General features: G+C 72.6%; 17 protein-coding genes and 3 pseudogenes. 3 read left to right on the forward strand and 17 right to left on the reverse strand.

Features of this window, described 5'->3' with window-relative positions:
* Window positions 1-636 precede the first annotated feature (636 nt).
* From CHC11_RS18020 to CHC11_RS18075, 14 genes and pseudogenes are all read right to left on the reverse strand, one after another.
* The gene (locus CHC11_RS18020; protein ID WP_089312889.1) at window positions 637-834 is read right to left on the reverse strand and encodes a hypothetical protein; all 198 of its coding nucleotides are present in this window, start codon (window positions 832-834) and stop codon (window positions 637-639) included.
* A 178-nt stretch (window positions 835-1,012) separates the two neighbouring features.
* Window positions 1,013-1,318: an acylphosphatase gene (locus tag CHC11_RS18025; protein WP_089312890.1), complete on the reverse strand. Its 306-nt coding sequence runs from the start codon at window positions 1,316-1,318 to the stop codon at window positions 1,013-1,015.
* Window positions 1,319-1,336: 18 nt separating this feature from the next.
* On the reverse strand, window positions 1,337-2,230 hold the full coding sequence (gene mutM, locus CHC11_RS18030; RefSeq protein WP_089312891.1) for a bifunctional DNA-formamidopyrimidine glycosylase/DNA-(apurinic or apyrimidinic site) lyase: 894 nt from the start codon (window positions 2,228-2,230) through the stop codon (window positions 1,337-1,339).
* Window positions 2,226-3,086 (reverse strand): annotated as a pseudogene (gene rnc / locus CHC11_RS18035) (ribonuclease III); the annotation flags it as partial. The pseudogene rnc and the gene mutM, both read right to left, overlap by 5 nt.
* 275 nt (window positions 3,087-3,361) lie before the next feature.
* Window positions 3,362-3,541, reverse strand: coding sequence for a 50S ribosomal protein L32 (rpmF, locus tag CHC11_RS18040; RefSeq protein ID WP_089312892.1), 180 nt, complete (start codon window positions 3,539-3,541; stop codon window positions 3,362-3,364).
* Between the two features lies 1 nt (window position 3,542).
* Window positions 3,543-4,187 carry a YceD family protein gene (locus CHC11_RS18045; RefSeq protein ID WP_089312893.1) on the reverse strand — a complete coding sequence of 215 codons (645 nt, stop codon included), beginning with the start codon at window positions 4,185-4,187 and terminating at the stop codon, window positions 3,543-3,545.
* 106 nt (window positions 4,188-4,293) lie between these two features.
* The gene (gene coaD, locus CHC11_RS18050; RefSeq protein ID WP_089312894.1) at window positions 4,294-4,776 is read right to left on the reverse strand and encodes a pantetheine-phosphate adenylyltransferase; all 483 of its coding nucleotides are present in this window, start codon (window positions 4,774-4,776) and stop codon (window positions 4,294-4,296) included.
* 93 nt (window positions 4,777-4,869) lie between these two features.
* The gene (locus CHC11_RS18055) at window positions 4,870-6,321 is read right to left on the reverse strand and encodes a penicillin-binding transpeptidase domain-containing protein (protein ID WP_089312895.1); all 1,452 of its coding nucleotides are present in this window, start codon (window positions 6,319-6,321) and stop codon (window positions 4,870-4,872) included.
* 30 nt (window positions 6,322-6,351) lie between these two features.
* Window positions 6,352-6,918 (reverse strand): 16S rRNA (guanine(966)-N(2))-methyltransferase RsmD, encoded by a 567-nt coding sequence (gene rsmD, locus CHC11_RS18060; protein ID WP_089312896.1) that lies wholly within the window; start codon window positions 6,916-6,918, stop codon window positions 6,352-6,354.
* 406 nt (window positions 6,919-7,324) lie between these two features.
* Complete coding sequence (locus CHC11_RS43455; RefSeq protein ID WP_089312897.1) at window positions 7,325-8,188, reverse strand: HEAT repeat domain-containing protein; 864 nt, start codon at window positions 8,186-8,188, stop codon at window positions 7,325-7,327.
* A 64-nt stretch (window positions 8,189-8,252) separates the two neighbouring features.
* Window positions 8,253-8,333, reverse strand: a complete 81-nt coding sequence (locus tag CHC11_RS43890; RefSeq protein ID WP_143227168.1) for a putative leader peptide — start codon at window positions 8,331-8,333, stop codon at window positions 8,253-8,255.
* A gap of 57 nt (window positions 8,334-8,390) precedes the next feature.
* Window positions 8,391-9,746: pseudogene (locus tag CHC11_RS42710) on the reverse strand (ATP-dependent DNA helicase RecG); the annotation flags it as partial.
* A gap of 135 nt (window positions 9,747-9,881) precedes the next feature.
* Window positions 9,882-11,603 (reverse strand): annotated as a pseudogene (locus CHC11_RS42715) (LAGLIDADG family homing endonuclease); the annotation flags it as partial.
* A 32-nt stretch (window positions 11,604-11,635) separates the two neighbouring features.
* A complete protein-coding gene (locus CHC11_RS18075) occupies window positions 11,636-13,231 on the reverse strand; it encodes a DAK2 domain-containing protein (RefSeq protein WP_089312899.1) in 1,596 nt (531 codons plus the stop codon).
* 185 nt (window positions 13,232-13,416) lie between these two features.
* Between CHC11_RS18075 and rpmB the strand changes: the two genes are divergently transcribed.
* Window positions 13,417-13,611, forward strand: a complete 195-nt coding sequence (rpmB, locus tag CHC11_RS18080) for a 50S ribosomal protein L28 (protein WP_030164391.1) — start codon at window positions 13,417-13,419, stop codon at window positions 13,609-13,611.
* A gap of 153 nt (window positions 13,612-13,764) precedes the next feature.
* Here the strand turns inward: rpmB and thiD are convergent, their stop codons facing one another.
* The 3 genes from thiD to CHC11_RS18095 form a co-directional block, all read right to left on the reverse strand.
* A complete protein-coding gene (gene thiD / locus CHC11_RS18085; protein ID WP_089312900.1) occupies window positions 13,765-14,568 on the reverse strand; it encodes a bifunctional hydroxymethylpyrimidine kinase/phosphomethylpyrimidine kinase in 804 nt (267 codons plus the stop codon).
* Between the two features lie 56 nt (window positions 14,569-14,624).
* Window positions 14,625-15,521 (reverse strand): cellulose binding domain-containing protein, encoded by an 897-nt coding sequence (locus tag CHC11_RS18090; RefSeq protein WP_089312901.1) that lies wholly within the window; start codon window positions 15,519-15,521, stop codon window positions 14,625-14,627.
* A gap of 102 nt (window positions 15,522-15,623) precedes the next feature.
* Window positions 15,624-16,544 carry a thiamine-phosphate kinase gene (locus CHC11_RS18095; protein ID WP_089312902.1) on the reverse strand — a complete coding sequence of 307 codons (921 nt, stop codon included), beginning with the start codon at window positions 16,542-16,544 and terminating at the stop codon, window positions 15,624-15,626.
* A gap of 133 nt (window positions 16,545-16,677) precedes the next feature.
* Here CHC11_RS18095 and CHC11_RS18100 point away from each other — a divergent pair, with 133 nt between their 5' ends.
* Both CHC11_RS18100 and CHC11_RS18105 read left to right on the forward strand, forming a co-directional pair.
* Entirely contained in the window at window positions 16,678-16,911 is a 234-nt protein-coding gene (locus CHC11_RS18100; RefSeq protein ID WP_089312903.1) for an Lrp/AsnC family transcriptional regulator, read from the forward strand.
* On the forward strand, window positions 16,904-17,377 hold the full coding sequence (locus tag CHC11_RS18105) for a DUF3515 domain-containing protein (protein WP_281258342.1): 474 nt from the start codon (window positions 16,904-16,906) through the stop codon (window positions 17,375-17,377). Before CHC11_RS18100 ends, CHC11_RS18105 begins: the two co-directional genes overlap by 8 nt.
* The last annotated feature ends 7 nt before the right edge of the window (window positions 17,378-17,384 follow it).

Raw genomic sequence — 17,384 nt, forward strand, 5'->3', positions numbered from 1 at the left:
GGCGACCAGTGCCCACCGAACCCAACCAACGACTGCGACGGCGCGAGCCACCACAGCAACCACGCGACGATCCGAAGGGTCGCGATCGCGTCCGAAGGCAGATTCGAGCTTGCGAGAACCTGATCGCGCAGCGAGCCGCAAGGCGAGCCGAAGCGATGCCAGCGATCGCCCGCAGTGCCCAACGATGGAGAGCCGGCAAGGCCCAATGGAGGGCACTGCAAGGAATACTCACGACCTCAGGCACCGCAGCAACCACGCGACGACCTGAGGGGTCGCGATCGCGTCCGAAGGCAGATTCGAGCGAAGCAAGAATCTGATCGCGCAGCGAGCCGCAAGGCGAGCCGGAGCGATGCCGGCGATCGCCCGCAGTGCCCGACGATGGAGAGCCGGCAAGGCCCAATGGAGGGCACTGCAAGGAATACTCACGACCTCAGGCACCGCAGCAACCACGCGACGACCTGAGGGGTCGCGATCGCGTCCGAAGGCAGATTCGAGCGAAGCAAGAATCTGATCGCGCAGCGAGCCGCAAGGCGAGCCGGAGCGATGCCAGCGATCGCCCGCAGTGCCCGACGATGGAGGGCCCCCCGGGCCCGAAGGAGGAGGGCACTGCAATAGACACAGCGGGTGGAGAGAAAATCAAGTGAGCGCGGGTTCGCGCTCCTTCATCGGAAGCGACATCACTTCGTCGTCCGTCGCCGTCGCAAGCGCGTCGTTCTCCGCCTGGAGCCGTACGAGTTCGGCCTCCAGGTCACGTACGCGCTGCTGCAGGCGCCGCATCTCCGCGACCATCCGGGGGTCGGGACCGCCGACGTGGCCGAGTAGAGCCTTCGCCATGACTAAGGGTCCTCCACGCTGAGTAACCAGCAGGGATCGCGCACGGGAAACTGCTGAAGTAGGTGCGCGTACCATCTAGAGTCGCACCGGTCGCTGTCCTGGTCAAGACGCACATCACAGGCCGGTAACAACCTTCCTCTACTAGTTTAGCAGGTACAAACCGGTACTCCCTACGCGGTCAGCGTTCCCGGAACCCGGAGGGCTCTCCGCGCGGCGCGCCCCAGCGGTCGACGACGCCGGTCACAGCGCCGGGACGTCCGGGAACGCCGCCGGGGGCATCGCCGTCCAGCATCTCCAGGAGCCGGCGGCAGCCGGCGCGCGGGCCCTCGGCCACGACCTCGACGCGGCCGTCGCCGAGGTTCGTGGCGCTGCCGGCGAGGCCCAGTTCGAGCGCCCGGGACCTGACCCACCAGCGGAACCCGACGCCCTGGACGCGTCCGCGCACCCAGGCCGTGAGCCGCACGATCTCGTCGTCCTCGTTCATCGCTCCCCCTCGGTACCGCTAGTACCGTGCCCGCCTGGGGCGCGGCTGGCACACCGGGCAGCTGTAGGACGAGCGGTTCATGAACTCGTCGCGGCGGATCGGGGAACCGCAGCGGCGGCAGGGCTCGTCCCGCCGTCCGTAGGCGTCCAGGGACCGCTCGAAGTAGCCGCTCTCGCCGTCGACGTTCACATAGAGGCTGTCGAAGGACGTGCCGCCGACCGCCAGGGCCGCCGCCATGACCTCGCGTGCGGCCTCCAGGACGCGCGCGGCGTCCGCCCGGCTCATCGTCTCGGTCGGCCGCGCCCAGTGCAGCTTGGCCCGCCACAGGGCCTCGTCGGCGTAGATGTTGCCGACCCCGCTGATGAGCGACTGGTCGAGGAGGGCCCGTTTGATCCCGGTCTTGCGGCGGCGCAGGGCGCGGTAGAAGGCCTCCGCGTCGAAGGCGTCCTCCAGCGGGTCGGCGGCGATGTGCGCGATCGGCCCGGGGACGAGCGCCCGCCCGTCGAAGGCGTCGGGGACGAGGTCGGCGACCATGAGGTGCCCGAACGTCCGCTGGTCGACGAAGCGCAGGTCGAGGCCGCCGTCGTCGAACTCGACGCGGACCCGCAGATGCTTCTCGCGTTCCCGGTCGGGCTCGCCGACGAGCAGCTGCCCGCTCATGCCGAGGTGCGCGAGCACCGCCTCACCGGGGGCTTCGTCCTGCTCGTCCCGGAGCGGGATCCACAGGTACTTGCCCCGGCGGCGGGGCGCCAGCATGGTGCGCTTGGCGAGCCGCCCGGTGAAGTCGGCGGGGCCCTCGGCGTGCCGGCGCACCGAGCGCGGGTGCAGAACCTCGGCGGACGCGACCGTGCGGCCGGTCGTCCAGCGTTCCAGGCCGCGCCGGACGACCTCGACCTCGGGGAGCTCAGGCACCGGCCTGTGCCGCCTGCCCGGCCTCCCTGGCCGTGTCCGAGGCCTCGGCGGCCTGCTCGCCCTGAACCCCTGCCGTTTCCGGTGCCGATGCCGTTTCCGGCGCCGCCGCCCTGCCCGGCGCCGCATCGTCCTGGGCCGCCTCCCGCTGGACGACGATCTCGCGGATGGCGTTCCAGGCGGCCTCGGCGGCGTGTTGCTCGGCCTCCTTCTTGCTGCGGCCCTCGCCGGACCCGTAGGTCTGACCGCCGACCCGCACGGAGGCGCGGAACGTCTTCTGGTGGTCGGGGCCGCTCTCGGCGACGTGGTACTCGGGGACGCCGAGCTCCTCGACGGCGGTGAGCTCCTGCAGCGAGGTCTTCCAGTCCAGGCCGGCGCCGAGGCCCGCCGACCGCTTGATCAGCGCGTCGAAGAGCCGGTGCACCAGGGCGGCCGCCTCGCCGAGGCCCCGGTCGAGGTAGACGGCGCCGATCAGCGCCTCCAGCGTGTCGGCGAGGATCGAGGACTTGTCGCGGCCCCCGGTGCCCTCCTCGCCGCGGCCGAGCCGGATGTGGGCGCCGACGCCGAGGCCGCGGGCGACGCCGGCGAGGGCGCGCATGTTGACCACGGCGGCGCGCAACTTGGCGAGCTGCCCTTCGGGCAGGTCGGGGTGGCCGCGGAACAGGGTGTCGGTGACGACGAGGCCCAGCACCGAGTCGCCGAGGAACTCCAGGCGCTCGTTGGTGGGCAGGCCGCCGTTCTCGTACGCGTAGGAACGGTGTGTCAGGGCACGTTCGAGCAGCTCGGCGTCCACGAGGACGCCGAGCGCGCCGGTCAGTTCCGCGCGCTCCGGCGCGGGTTCGCTCTTCTTAGCGCTCACAGGCCCTCCTCGCAGGCCGTGCACCGCGCAGCACGCGGTCGCCTCTGTCGGCGCGCGGCCGATGGGCCGGGACGGCGAGGACGCTCGGCGGGAGGGTCCGCGAAGACGAGGTGCGCGCCGGTCGGTCTGATCCCGGCGTGCACCACGGCTCCGGGCGCATTCTCCGCGCCGGTCACCACGCCGACGTCACGCGCCGGGTGGTCGGGGTGCGTGTCCTTCCGCACCGTGAGGGGCGGGCCGCATGCGCGGTTCCGCCCCCCAGGATGCGAGAAGACTCAGGCCGACGGGGCGATGACCTGCCGCCGGTCGTAGGTTCCGCACGTCGCGCACGCGGTGTGGGGCAGCTTCTGGTCGCGGCACGTCGGGCACTCGACCAGGTTCGGCGCGGCGGTCTTCCACTGCGCACGCCGGTGCCGCGTGTTGCTGCGCGACTTCTTCCGCTTCGGGACGGCCACGTCAGCCCTCCTGCTTTCCTTCTCGATCCGATGAATCACGGGCGCCGGAGCGCCCGTTCCCCCGGTCGGGGGCTGCCGGCGGCATGTCGCCGGCAAGGTCCCGCAGCGCCGCCCACCGGGGGTCGGCGACGTCGTGACGGTGGCCCGGCTCGACGTCCGCGAGCCGCGCACCGCATTCCGGGCACAGGCCCGGGCAGTCGTCCCGGCACAGCGGGGACAGCGGCAGTGCGAGCACCACCGCGTCCCGCAGGACCGGTTCGAGGTCGATCAGGTCGCCCTCGAGGCGGAGCTCGTCGTCGGCGGCGTTCCCGCCCGAGCGGGTGTCGTCGTAGACGTACAGCTCCTGGAAATCCGCCTCGAAGGTCGAGGCGATCGGGTCGAGGCAGCGGGAGCACTCCCCCTCGAGGGGGACCGTCGCCGTGCCGGTGACGAGCACCCCCTCCAGGACCGCTTCGAGCCGGAGGTCCAGCTCGATCGCGGCGCCTTCGGGGACGCCCACCATCTCGACGCCGAAGTTCTCCGGTGCCGGCACGGACAGGTGCTCCTCCCGCGACGACCCGGGTTGCCTGCTCAGAGCTCGGGTGTCGAGCTTGAACGGGGCCTTGGGGTCGTTGCGTGTCAGCGGATTCCTGCTTTCGTGAGGCATGGTGGAACGGCGGCCGCCGTTGATGGCCGATGTCCCAGGGTACCGAACACCGGCCGCTGACCCAACTCGCGGCCCGTCCGCCAGGAGCGGGCCCGGCTCGGTACCGTCAGCCGCCCTTCTGGAGCCGCTGCACCAGCCGGTCGTGGACGCTGTCGGGCACGAGGCCGGAGACGTCCCCGCCGAACCTGACGACCTCCTTCATCAGGCTGGACGACAGGAACGCGTACTCGGGGTTGGTCGCCATGAACAGCGTCTCCACGCCGGCGATCCGGTGGTTCATCTGGGCCATCTGCAGCTCGTACTCGTAGTCGCTGACGGCCCGCAGGCCCCGGACGATCACCGGGATGTCCTGCTCCTTGCAGTAGTCGACGGTGAGCCCGTAGAAGGTGTCGACCGTGACGTTGCCGTACTCCCGGGTGACCTCGGAGATCATGTCGGCGCGCTCGTCCACGGTGAACAGGCTCTTCTTGCTCTTGTTGATCAGCACGGCGACGACCACCTCGTCGTAGAGGCGGGAGGCGCGGCTGATGATGTCGAGATGCCCGTTGGTGACGGGGTCGAACGATCCCGGACAGACGACACGGCGCACGGCGCGAACCCCTTCGGTCCCGGTTTCTGACCTGCGGCGTGAACGTACCAAATCGCATTCGGCCGGGTTTCCACCGGGCTTGCCGGGCCGCCCTCAGCCGCCCAGCGCGTCGATGATCCTGGCGGCGACGGGGCCGGACTCGATGCCGTACCCGGACGCCTCGGTCATCACCGCGACCGCGTACCGCGGATCGCTGCGCGGGCCGAACCCGATGAACCAGCGGTCGTTGTAGGAGGCGCCCTCGACGTCGGCGGTCCCGGTCTTGCCGCCGAGGATGGACGTCCCCCGCAGGGACTTGCCGGTGCCCCGCTCGACCACGGCCTCCATCATGTCCCGCATCTGCTTCGCCTGGTCCCCGGTCAGCGCGCGGGACATCCGCTGCGACGAGATCTCGTCGACCGTCGAGCCGTCCGGGGCGCGCAGCCGGTCCACCAGCCGGGGCCGCATGACCTCCCCGTCGTTGAGGACCGCGGCGGCGACCATGGCCATCTGCAGCGGCGTGGCGACCGTGCTGCCCTGCCCGATGGAGCCGAGCGCGCTGAGCGACGGCTGGCCGGTCGCCGGGAAGGAGCTGGAAGCGCTCTTCAGGCCGTCCGCGAACTCGATCCGGTCGCCGAACCCGAACCTGCCCGCCTGCGCGCTGACGGCGCCGTTGCCGGGTTTCTCGGCGCCCATGTAGGCGAACGTCGTGTTGCAGGACTGCGCGTACGCCTCGATGAGGGGGATCCGCGGGAGGTCGCAGGAGCCGCCGATGTCGCCCGCGTCATTGTTGATCGCCTGCCCCGCGCCCGGCGGCCTGTAGCTGCGTCCGGCCTTCACCCCCGTGTCCTCGCCCGTTCCGGATCTCAGCGCCGCCGCGGCGACCACGGTCTTGAACGTGGAGCCGGGCGGGAACAACTCGTAGGCGGCCTTGTTGAGCAGCGGCTTGCGCGGCTGGTCGCCGAGCCGGTCGAACGCCTCCGTGGCGGCCCTGCGGTCGAGCGTCGACACCTCGTCCGGGTCGTAGGAAGGCGTGGAGGCCATCACCAGGATCGCGCCGGTGCGCGCGTCGAGGGCGACCGCGGCGCCCCGGCCCGCACCGCTCGACAACAGCGCCTCGTAGGCGGCGCGCTGCGCGTCGGGGTCGACGGTCGACACCACCGTGCCGCCGGGGACGTGCTTGCCGATCAGCTTGTCGACGAGGTTCGAGGTGGCGAGACGGTCGTCGGTCCCGTCCAGGAAGTGGTTCTCGGCCTCCTCCAGGCCGGTCTGGGAGAACACCGAGAAGTAGCCGGTGACCGGCGCGAAGGCGGCGCCGTCCTTGTAGCGGCGCTGGAAGCGGTCGCCGCCGACCTGCTCGGACCAGGCGAGCCGTTCGCCGCCCGCGACGATGGGCCCCCGGTCGATCTTGAAGCGGTCCTCGAACTGGCGGGCGTTGAGCGGGTCGTCCCGCAGCCCCTGCGCCTGGAAGCCCTGCACGTAGGTGACGTTCACCAGAAGCGCGAGGATCAGGAGCAGGGTGATCACCCAGGTGCGTCCCACCGCGCGGTCGATCCCGGGCTTCATGGGCAGGCCCCTACCCGCACCGCCGTGAAGTCAACGGCCGGCGGCGCGGCCGTACCAGAACACCGCTTCGCCGTAGCGTCGCTCCCGCTCGGCCTCGTAGCCGCCCGGCCACTCCAGCGCCGGGCCGCGGGCGGCGCGTTCCACGACGACCAGCGCGTCCGGGGACGCCCACCCGTTGTCGCGCAGATCCTCCAGCAGCGCGGTGACGGACGCGTCCGCCAGCGCGTACGGCGGGTCGGCGAAGATCAGGTCGTAGGGCTCGTCCGGCGCCTTGCGGACGAGCCGCTCCACCTTGTCCGCGCAGGGGACGGCACCGGGCAGCCCGAGCGACCCGGCGTTCTGCCGGATCACCTTCATCGCGCGCGGGTGCGACTCGACCAGGAGCGCGTGGACGGCGCCCCGCGAAAGGGCTTCGAGACCAACGGCCCCCGAGCCCGCGTACAGGTCGACGACGCGCAGCCCGTCCAGCGGACCGAGCAGCGCCTGAACGGTGGAGAAGAGCCCCTCCCGCGCACGATCGCTGGTCGGCCTGGTATCCCGCCCCGAGGGAACAGCCAACCGCCGCCCTCCCGCAACCCCTGCAATGACCCGACTCACCGTCCCAGTATCGGGCCGCCAAGCCGCACCCACCGCACTGCTCCCCCAGCCCAGCCCTTCACGCCCCTGCCGCCTCCAACAAACACGACCAACAACCCCACCAGCCCAGCAGTGCACGAACCTCAGCACCACAGCAGCCCCGCGACGACCCCACAAGCCGCGATCGCGTCCGAAGGCAGATTCAAGCGAAGCAAGAATCTGATCGCGCAGCGAGCCGCAAGGCGAGCCGAAGCGATGCCAGCGATCGCCGCCTTTGTCGACGATGGAGGGCCGCCAGGCCCGAAGGAGGAGAAAAAGGCAATAAGTACAGCGGGTCGCCAGCGCCGTGCCACGCTGACGACCCGCTCGCGACCGGTCTCAACTCCGGACCGAAGTACCGGCCACGTCAACCCCCGCGAAAAGGCGATTAAGCCAAACTCCAGCGGGCTTGGGTTCGGACGCCTGGGTCGGGGTCGGCGAGGGATTCGGTCAGGGCCGTCACTACCTCCGGGATGTCGGTGGCCCACTGTTCGAGGGCTTGGACGGCGGCCCGGCGGACGTCGACCGTGCGGTCGTGCAGGGCCTTGAGCAGTGGCTGGACGGCGACATCGGGGCGGGCCTTGGCCAGGGCGCGGACGGCGTGGCGGCGGACCTGCCAGTCCGCGTGGGCGATGGCGGTGACGACGCGTCCTTCGAGGGGTTCGGGGACGCCGAGTTCGGCGGCGGCGGTGAGGGCGGCGATGCGGACGACCGGGTCGTGGTCGGTGAGGAGGTGTTCGAGCGCGGGCAGGCCGGTGGGGCGGGCGAGGCGGCCGAGTCCCTCGGCGACGGCGACGCGGACCTCGCGGGACGGGTCGTCGGCGGCCTCGGCGACGCGGGCGGTCTCGCGCAACGCCACCAGACCGAGGACGGCCTGGATGCGGACCTGCGGTTCGTCGTCCTCGAAGCCTTGGGCGTAGAGCTCGCCGGCGCCGTCGGCGAGGATGCCGATCAGGTCGGCGGCGGTGTCGCGGACGGCGGTGTCGCGGCCGCCGGCGGCGGCGAGGAGCAGGGCGTCCACGCCGTCGTCGCCGAAGTAGAGTTCGGGCAGGTCGCGCAGTGCGTCGGCGGCGACGCGGCGGACGTCCTCGTGGTCGTCGGCGAGCGCCCAGGCGAAGGTGTCGCCGGTGCCGCGCGGCGCCTCTCCCGCGCGGGCGGCCCGGGTGAGCATCGTGAGGGCGTCGACGCGTGTCGCGGGGTCGGCGGCGCGGAGGTACTCCTCCGCCTGGTCGAGCCGGATGGGGCGAGTCATGGGCGTGGCCTCCTGGTCGGCCGTCGGATCCGGAGGCGGGCACGGGCCCGCCGAGGGGTCGGGATCAGCGACGGGAACACAGGGCGCTCGCCTGGCGCCGGAGGTCGACGTGCAGGCGGGCGATCAGGGCACGACTCGGGTTCACGCGTTCATCGTGTCCCGCCCGCGCCCTATTGTCAACCAAATAGGTCGGCAATATCTGTTATGTCTTCTCCAGGAAGTCCGCGCGCTCCTCGTCCAGCAGCGACGCCAGGACGGTGGCCAGGCCGGGATGGTCCGCCAGGTCGGGATCGGACCCGACGAGCGCGGTGGCCTCCTCGCGGGCGTCGCGGATCACGTCCTCGTCCCGCTGGAGCGTGAGCAGCCGCAGGCTGGAGGAGCGCCCGGCCTGCGCGGCGCCGAGCACGTCGCCCTCGCGGCGCTGCTCCAGGTCGAGCCGGGACAGCTTGAACCCGTCGGTGGTGGAGGCGACCGCGTCCAGCCGCTCGCGGGCCTTGCCGCCCGCCGCGGCGTCGGTGACGAGCAGGCAGAGGCCGTGCAGGGAGCCGCGCCCGACGCGCCCGCGCAGCTGGTGGAGCTGGGAGACGCCGAACCGGTCCGCGTCCATGATCACCATGACGGTGGCGTTGGGCACGTCCACGCCGACCTCGATGACCGTGGTGGCGAGCAGGACGTCCAGCTCCCGAGCGGTGAAGCGGCGCATCACCGCCTCCTTCTCGTCCGGGTGCAGCTTGCCGTGCAGGACGCCGATGCGCAGCCCGTCGAGCAGCTCCTCCAGCTTCGGCAGCACCTCCATGATCCCGAGCGGGGAGCGGCGGTCGCCCTCCTCGGCCACGACGGCGTCGCCCTCGTCGCCCTCCTGCCCGCCGATGCGGGGGCAGACGATGTAGACCTGCCGGCCGTTGGCCGCCTCCTCCTTGATCCGCTCCCAGGTGCGGGCGAGGAACGCGGGCTTCTCGGGCGGCACGACGTGCGTCTGGATCTGCGACCGTCCCGCCGGGAGCTGCCCGAGCACCGAGGTCTCCAGGTCGCCGAAGACGGTCATCGCCACCGTGCGCGGGATCGGCGTCGCCGTCATGACCAGCACGTGCGGGCGGCCGCCGTCGACCTTCTCGCGCAGGGCGTCCCGCTGCTCGACGCCGAACCTGTGCTGCTCGTCCACCACGACGAGGCCGAGGTCGGCGAACTGGACGGTCTCCTGCAGCAGCGCGTGGGTGCCGACGACGATCCCGGCCGCGCCGGACGCCGCATCCAGCAGCGCCTCCTTGCGCGCCTTCGCCCCCTGCGACCCGGTCAGCAGTGCCACCCGGGTGGCGTGCTCGGCGCCGCCGATCCGCCCCGCCTGCGCCAGGTCGCCGAGCATCGCGGTGATCGACCGGTGGTGCTGCTGCGCCAGCACCTCGGTCGGCGCCAGCAGCGCCGCCTGCCCTCCCCCATCCACCACCTGCAACATCGCCCGCACCGCGACCACCGTGTTGTGGGTGGGGGTCCAGCCGTCCGACACATAAAGACGCTCAGGATGGGCGACGGAGATGCATTGGACCACCTTGCGACCCACGTACTCGATGGCGCGGATGCCCTTGCGGCGACGTTCGCACTCCGAGCGGGGCCGCAGCCTTTCGGCCTTGCGGGACAGTCGGAAGGGCGGGTAGTCGTTCGGCAACGCAACGCTGGTCATCCAGTAGTTTTCGCCCCCCTTGCGAACTCGCCGGCACCGCGCGTAGCCGCCGAGCGAACGGGTCAGCCATGCGGTCGCTTCGGCCAGATGCTTCGACGCGGACACCAGGCTGACGTCCCTGCCGTCGGCGCGCAGCGTCCCGTCGGTGTCCAGCAGGCCTTGCAGCAGTGCGTGGCGTTGCTTGATCGGTGCGTTCAGATAGGCGCGCGGAACGTAGGTGTCGTGCGCTCCCTTTCCGTACAGGCCGAGATCTCGCAGCGCGGCGATCAACGGGTTCCCGGCCCCGCGACGCATGCCCGGGATCGACCAGTCGAGCGGCCGGTCCGGTTCGCGGCGGAGCCTGCAACCCTCCGGAACGAGCTCGGCGACCGCGTCGATGATCTCTTGGTCACGGGACGGGATCTCGACCCGCCCGTCCTTCATGAAGCCGTCGCCGAGCAGGAGTCCCAAGAGGTAGGGGTCGACCGGGCGTTCCGCGGGCGAGTCCAGCTCGGGGGCCTCGACCAGGGGCACGTACCACTGGCTTCCGCCGGACTTGCGGAGCAGATCCTGACGCAGTTCCCGCGTTGTCAGAACCTGGAGCGGGCTTCCCCTGTGCCAGCCCGTATCGGTCTTGACGGCCCAGAGGTGTTCGTCGTCGCATTCGACCGACGTGCCGTCGGAGAAGACAAGCCTGTAAACGTCACGTTCGCCCTGCGGGAAGATCCCGCTCACCACTGTGACCTCGCCGCAGGGCGTGGTCACCTCGTCTCCCATCGCCAGATCGCCCATCCGCCGGAATCCTCCTGGTGTCAGCACCTCGGAATCCAGCGGCTGAGCCTTCCCCGCGCCGACGTCGCCCTGGAGGAGGCGGTGCATGGGGTGGCGTTCGGCCAGGTCGGCGGCTATCTCGTCGCCCACCTGGCGCTGGCCCTCGGTGAGTTCGAAGGGCAGGCGCGCGTCGAACTCCGACTGGATGCCCGCGAAGGACGGGGGGCGGGGCTTGGCGGGCAGCGACGCGGCGGCGACGCGGCGCTGGGCGAGGGCCACCTGGACGACGAAGGCCTCGTCCCATTTGAGGCGGGCCTTGGCGCGGCCCAGTTCGTCCCAGGTGGAGGGGCGGTGGATGCCCTCGTACGCCTCGCGCAGGCCGATCAGGCGGCGGCGGCTCAGGAGGGCGCCGGGCATGGGGTCGTCCGGCAGGTCGAGCTGGTTCAGGACGGTCTCGACGGACGTGCTGATCGCCTCGATGGGCAGCGACTTGGTGGACGGGTAGATCGGGATGATCTCGTCGGCCCACTCCTGCGCGGCCTCCTCGGCCCCCTTCTCGTGGACGACCTTGTACTGCGGGTGGGTCAGCTGCCGGACGGTCCTGCCGCTGCGGGGGACGTAGGTGCTGATCTTCCCGGCGAACAGGCCGCGGGTGCCCGGCGACAGCTCCTTCTCGGGCCGGTAGGAGCCCTTGCGGCCGAAGAAGCTGAGCTTGAGCTCGCCGGTCCCGTCGGTCACGGTGATCTCCAGGACGTAGCCGGGGCTGCGGGTGAGGGAGCGCCCCTGCACCTTCACCACCTCGGCCATGACCGTCACGTGCTCGCCGTCCTGCAGGCCGCTGAGCTGCGTCAGCTCGCCGCGATGGGCGTAGCGGCGCGGGTAGTGGTGCAGCAGGTCACCGACCGTGTGCAGGTCGAGGCCCTTCTTCAGGGCGTTGGCCGTCTTGTCGCCGAGGACCTTGCGCAACGGCTCGTCGAGAGTTGCCACGGGTCTTTTCTAGCCGATGGGGGCGACGGGAATCACTCGACGCCGATGAGCAGGGGGTAGCGTTCCTGGTCGCCGTCGTAGACGCCGACCTCCGCGTCGGGGCGCCGCCGGCGCAGATGGTCCTCCAGGCCGGCGGCGAGCCCGGGCGGGGCGTGCCGCCCGGGGATCAGCGTGACCAGCTCGCCGCCGCCCGCCAGCATCCGGTCCAGGACGTCGCGGGCCACCGCGGCGAGGTCCTCGCCGATCGTCGCGACGTCGCCCTCGATGAGGCCGAGGACGTCGCCCGGCCGGCAGAGGCCGGCGCTCGTCACCGCCTCCTGCGCGGCGACCTCCAGATGGCCGAAGCGGGTGGCGCCGGCGGCGCGGGTCATCTCGATCACGTCCTCGGCGAAGCGGCGCAGCGGGTCGTGCACGGCGAGCGCCGCCATCCCCTGGACGGACGCCTTCGTCGGGACCACCGCGATGCGCGCCCCGCCGTCCCGCGCGCGCTCCGCGGCGGCCTCGGCGAGGGCGAGGACCTCCGGTTCGTTCGGCAGCACGGCCACCTCGTCGCCGGCGGCGAGGATGGCCTCGGCGAGCACCGCGAGCGGCGGGACGGCGCCGGGCTCGCGCCGCACGACCCGGGCCCCGCTCTCCTCGAACAGCGCGGCCAGCCCGTCGGCGGCGGTGACGGCGATCACCGCGCGGCCGGTGTGCGGCGCGTGCGGTCCGTCCTCGGCGGCGTCCAGGTAGGTGACGCGGATCCGGTGCGGGCGTCCGGCCGCCATGCCCGCCTCGATGGCCGCCCCGGCGTCGTCGACGTGGACGTGCACGTTCCACAGCCCGTCGCCGCCGACCACGACGAGGGAGTCGCCGAGGCCGTCGAGCCGCTCCCGCAGGGTGTGGACGGCGTCGTCGGGCGCGTCCAGCAGGTACATCACCTCGTAGCCGAAGCCCTGCGGCGCCGGGACCCGCCCCGCGGCCGCGGGCGTGCCGGCGGTGCGGGGCGGGACCTCGTACCGCTCGGGGTACTCGTCGGTGACCACGGCGACGAGGGCGTCGAGCACCACGCAGAGCCCGGCCGCGCCGGCGTCCACGACACCGCTGCGGGCCAGCACGTCCAGCTGGCCGGGGGTGCGGCGCAGCGCGTGCCGGGCGCCCGCGGAGGCGGCCCGCGCGGCCGCGGCGAGCCCGGTTCCGGACGCCGCCGCGCAGGCCGTGGCGGCTTCGGCCAGGACGCTCAGGATCGTGCCCTCGACGGGATGCTCGACGGCGCCGCGGGCCAGGACGGACGCGTGGTCGAGGGCGGCCGCGAAGACCACGCCGTCCGGCGGCGCCTCCAGTCCGGCGAGGACGTCGGCGAGCCCCCGGAACACCTGGCTGAGGATCACGCCGGAGTTGCCGCGGGCGCCGAGCAGCGCCCCCTGCGCCAGGGTCCGCCACGGGTCCGCGCCGCCCGGCGGCTCGTCGAGGGCGTCGGCGGCCGCGAGGACGGTCAGGTGCAGGTTGGTCCCGGTGTCGCCGTCCGGGACGGGGAACACGTTGAGCGCGTCGATCTCGGCCCTCGTCCGTCCGAGGGCCTCCGCCGCGAGCCTGCACCACCGCCGCACCGCCGCACCGTCGAGGACCGCCGCATCATCGAGGGCCACCGTGCTCCCTTCCGCGCCGCCGCGTCGCGGCGCCGCCGATTCGCTAACCCGACGCGCTGTCGGCTAGTCTGGTCCACGCGCCACGTTCGTGGCGCTCATCAGTGAGCGCCCATGATGCCCGGCCCGCCCGAGGCGGCAGCCGGGTGGCGCTCCGATCAGAGCATCGACACCACTTGGAGTTTCCCGTGGCTTCCGTCTGCGACGTCTGCGGCAAGGGACCCGGTTTCGGCATGCGCGTCTCCCACTCGCACCGCCGCACCCCGCGCCGCTGGAACCCCAACATCCAGCGCGTGCGCGCCGTCGTGAACGGCAGCACCAAGCGGATCAACGCATGCACGTCCTGCATCAAGGCCGGCAAGGTCGTCAAGCCGACGGTCTGAGCCTTTCCGGCCCGTCCCGGCGGGGACGGTCCACTTCACGGCTTCGGTCGGCTCATCGGGGATTCCCGGTGAGCCGACTTTCGCGTTCCCGGGCAGTTCCGCCATCGCAGTTCCGCCATCGCAGTTCCGCCGCCACCGCAGTTCGGCCGCCGCTCAGCCGCGGTGCCGCCATGCGTGGTCGACCGGGCCGATGCCGCCGCCGAGCGGGAAGCCCGCCGCGATCGCGCCCGTCACGTACTCCTTCGCCTTGGCCACCGCCGCCGGGACGTCGTCGCCGAGCGCCAGGTGCGAGGCGATGGCGGACGCGAGCGTGCAGCCGGTCCCGTGGGTGTGCCGGTTGTCGTGCCGGGGGGCGGTGAAGCGGTGCTCGCGCTCCCCGTCGAACAGCAGGTCGGCGGGCTCGCCCGGCAGGTGCCCGCCCTTGATCAGCACCCAGGCGGGGCCGAGCGCCTTGACCGCCTCGGCGGCCTCGCGCAGCCCGGACTCGTCCACGACCTTGACGCCGGTGAGCTGCTCCACCTCGTACAGGTTGGGCGTGACGACGGTCGCGGCCGGCAGCAGCGCCGAGCGGACGGCGTCCACGGCCTCCGGGGCGAGCAGCGAGTCGCCGTGCTTGGAGACGCCGACCGGGTCGACGACGGCGGGGGCCTGCGACGCGGCGAGCGCCTCGGCGACGATCTCGACCAGGGCGGTGGACGCGAGCATGCCGGTCTTGATCGCGTGGACGCCGATGTCGGACAGCACCGAGCCGAGCTGGGCGCGCACGGCCTCGGGCGGCAGCTCCCAGTAGCCCTGGACGCCGAGGGAGTTCTGGGCGGTGACGGCGGCGATGACGCTCATCCCGTGGACGCCGAGCGCGAGCATGGTCTTCAGGTCCGCCTGGATGCCGGCGCCGCCGCCGGAGTCCGAGCCCGCGATGGTGAGCACGAGGGGCGGGGCGGAGGCAGTGCGCGTCATACTGCCCACTTTATGGTGATCTGCGGGAAGCGGCGATCCGCCGGAGGCGCCTGATCTCAGACCAGCGCGCAGGGCAGCTTGTTGAGGACGCAGCTGGACGGCCGGGACGGCGTGCCCTGCGCGGCGAACACGATCCGCACGCTGCCGCCGGACGCGATCGCGGTGCGGCCGCGGACGAAGGCGACCTGGCCGGTCCGCACGACGGTGGCGCCCTGGACGGCCGTGACCGAGGCGTTCGGGATCTTGAAGGCCAGCGCCCACGCGGTGACGGGGCGCTGCCCCTTGTTGGCGATGGTGGCGGTGGCCTTGAACCCGCCGGGGGTCCGGGAGGCGACGCGGAAGCCGATGACGAGGCCGTCGGGGCGGCCCGCGCCGCGGCTGGCGCGCTCGCCGGGGCCGCGCTGGGTGATCTGGTTGTCGCGCGGGTCGGTCTGGCTGGTCTTCGGGGAGCCGCCCGCGAAGTTGAGGGAGATCTGCTGGGTGCTCAGCGCGTAGGAGACGATCCCCACGGCGATGACGAGCGCGACGATCGGGAGCAGCGGGAGGGGCAGCACGGAGACGATCTTCGTCCAGCCGCTCCTGCCGGAGCCGCCCGTCTCGGACTCCGCCATGCCGGGCGCCTCGCCGGGGTCGGCCGAGAGCCCGCGCGGCTGCTCGGGGAACGCCGCCGCGGGGGCGCCCGGGTAGTCGCCGGGATAGTCCCCGGGGAGCGGGGCGAACGGGTAAGGGTCGGCCGGCGGGTCGTGCCGGCGTCCGGCGACCGCGTCCACCTGCACGGGCGGCGGCCCCGACCTGACCTGGTCGTGCGGCGACACGTACACCCGGTCGTCGGTCGGCCCGGAGAAGACGTCGTAGGAGGGGTCGACCGGAGCCCCGAAGTACGGCCCTCGCGAGGCTTCGGCGCCCGGTTCGGGGTCGTCGTCCGGTCGCTCAAACCTGGAGTGTCGTCCCATCCCATCCCTCTTCGATCACAGGATGTATACCAAACCCGTCCCAAGCATGCCTACCGGATGTGTCAACGCACACGGCTCTACGCACTGACCGCACCGGGGCGTTCAGGCCGGGAAATGGTCCCATGCTCCGGGGGGCGGCGGGCGGCCGTCCACGCGCACCCCGGCCCCCTCGGCGACGGTCCCGATCCGCCTCCAGGACGGGGGCAGGGCGGCGTCCGCCGGGTAGGTCCCGGCGAACGCGTGGTCCTCACCGCCGGTGAGGGCTCGGCCCAGCCCGTCCGGCCCGAGGATCTCCGGGACGGGCACGGACGCGGAGTCGACGTCGATCCGGACGCCGCTCGCGGCGGCGATGTGCCCGAGGTCCTGGACGAGCCCGTCGCTCACGTCGAGCAGCGCGGTGGCGCCGTGGGTCCGCGCCTCCTCCCCGGCGCTGTAGGGCGGCTCGGGACGGCGGTGCGCCGCGATCAGCTCCTCGGGACCGTCCCGCCCGGCCTCAAGCAGCGCGAGCCCCGCGGCGGCGAAGCCGAGCCTGCCCCGGACGGCCACGACGTCGCCCGGGCGCGCCCCGGACCGGGTGAGCGGCGCCGCGCCGCCGAGGTCGCCGAGCGCGGTGATCGCGAGGGTGACCTGCGGCGCGGCCACGACGTCGCCGCCCGCGACGGACGCCCCCGCCGCGCGGCACTCGTCGGCGAGCCCGTCGAAGAGCCGCTCGGCCCAGCCGGTGCCGGTTCCGGGCGGGGCCGCGAAGCCGACGAGCAGCGCCGTGGGGTTCGCGCCCATCGCGACGACGTCGGCGAGGTTCTGCGCGGCGGCCTTGCGCCCGATGTCGTAGGGGCCGGACCAGTCGCGGCGGAAGTGCCGCCCCTCCACGAGCAGGTCGGTGGTGGCGACGACGCGGCCGTCCGGTGCGGCGATCACCGCGGCGTCGTCGCCGGGGCCGAGCCGGACCGCCGGGCCCTGGGGCAGCCGCCGGGTCAGGCGGCCGATCAGGCCGAACTCGCCCAGCTCCCCGATCGTGCCCATCTGCGCCGTTCCCCCGCTTTCCCGCGTTTCTCCTGTTTCGCACCGGGCACGCCGTACCCCGACCGCCCGTGGCGGCGCGTAACACGATACGGTGAACCGTCCGACGGTTGATTCTCCGCTTGGGGAGGACGTGATGGTGCAGGCCTACATCCTCATCCAGACCGAAGTCGGTAAGGCCGCCGAGGTGGCGGGCCACATCTCCGACATAGCCGGCGTCACCCGGGCGGAGGACGTCACCGGACCCTACGACGTGATCGTCCGAGCGGAGGCGCGGAATGTGGACGAGCTGGGCAAGCTCGTCGTCGCGCAGATCCAGGCCGTCGAGGGCATCACGCGGACCCTCACGTGCCCGATCGTCCATATCTGAGCGCTTCGCGGCATCGAACCGCTTCGTCGCCGTCCTCGGCGGCTCGGCGCTGCTCGCCGTGGCGTGCGGCGACGGGGCCGTGCAGGTCCCGGTGCCGAGCCCGGACGCGGCCACCCAGCGGCTCTGCCAGGGGCTGCGGCTGCCCGAGAAGGTGCACGGGCAGAAGCGCCGCGACACCTCCCCGGACTCGCCGCTGACCGCCGCCTGGGGCTCCCCCGCGATCGCGCTGCGCTGCGGCGTTCCCCGTCCGTCCCTGCTCCGTCCGATGTCGCAACTGGTGACCATCAACGGGATCGACTGGTTCGGGCAGCCCGCCGACCGGCCGGTGACCTTCACCGCGGTGGGGCGGCAGTCCTACGTCGAGGTGACGGTGCCCCCGAAGTACAACCCGGCCGGGGACGTGCTGATCGAGCTGGGCCCGTCGATCAAGGCGACGATCCCCGCGAAGCCCGAGGGACAGATCTGATCATCGG

The sequence above is a fragment of the Actinomadura mexicana genome (genome assembly GCF_900188105.1).
Lineage (GTDB): Bacteria > Actinomycetota > Actinomycetes > Streptosporangiales > Streptosporangiaceae > Spirillospora > Spirillospora mexicana.

Bases quoted from the DNA above. Each gene is read 5' to 3' on its own strand.
- CHC11_RS18020 (WP_089312889.1), bottom strand. From the start codon at position 834: ATGGCGAAGGCTCTACTCGGCCACGTCGGCGGTCCCGACCCCCGGATG.
- CHC11_RS18025 (WP_089312890.1), bottom strand. From the start codon at position 1,318: ATGAACGAGGACGACGAGATCGTGCGGCTCACGGCCTGGGTGCGCGGA.
- CHC11_RS18045 (WP_089312893.1), bottom strand. From the start codon at position 4,187: ATGCCTCACGAAAGCAGGAATCCGCTGACACGCAACGACCCCAAGGCC.
- CHC11_RS18055 (WP_089312895.1), bottom strand. From the start codon at position 6,321: ATGAAGCCCGGGATCGACCGCGCGGTGGGACGCACCTGGGTGATCACC.
- CHC11_RS43455 (WP_089312897.1), bottom strand. From the start codon at position 8,188: ATGACTCGCCCCATCCGGCTCGACCAGGCGGAGGAGTACCTCCGCGCC.
- thiD (WP_089312900.1), bottom strand. From the start codon at position 14,568: ATGACGCGCACTGCCTCCGCCCCGCCCCTCGTGCTCACCATCGCGGGC.
- CHC11_RS18090 (WP_089312901.1), bottom strand. From the start codon at position 15,521: ATGGGACGACACTCCAGGTTTGAGCGACCGGACGACGACCCCGAACCG.
- CHC11_RS18095 (WP_089312902.1), bottom strand. From the start codon at position 16,544: ATGGGCACGATCGGGGAGCTGGGCGAGTTCGGCCTGATCGGCCGCCTG.
- CHC11_RS18100 (WP_089312903.1), top strand. From the start codon at position 16,678: ATGGTGCAGGCCTACATCCTCATCCAGACCGAAGTCGGTAAGGCCGCC.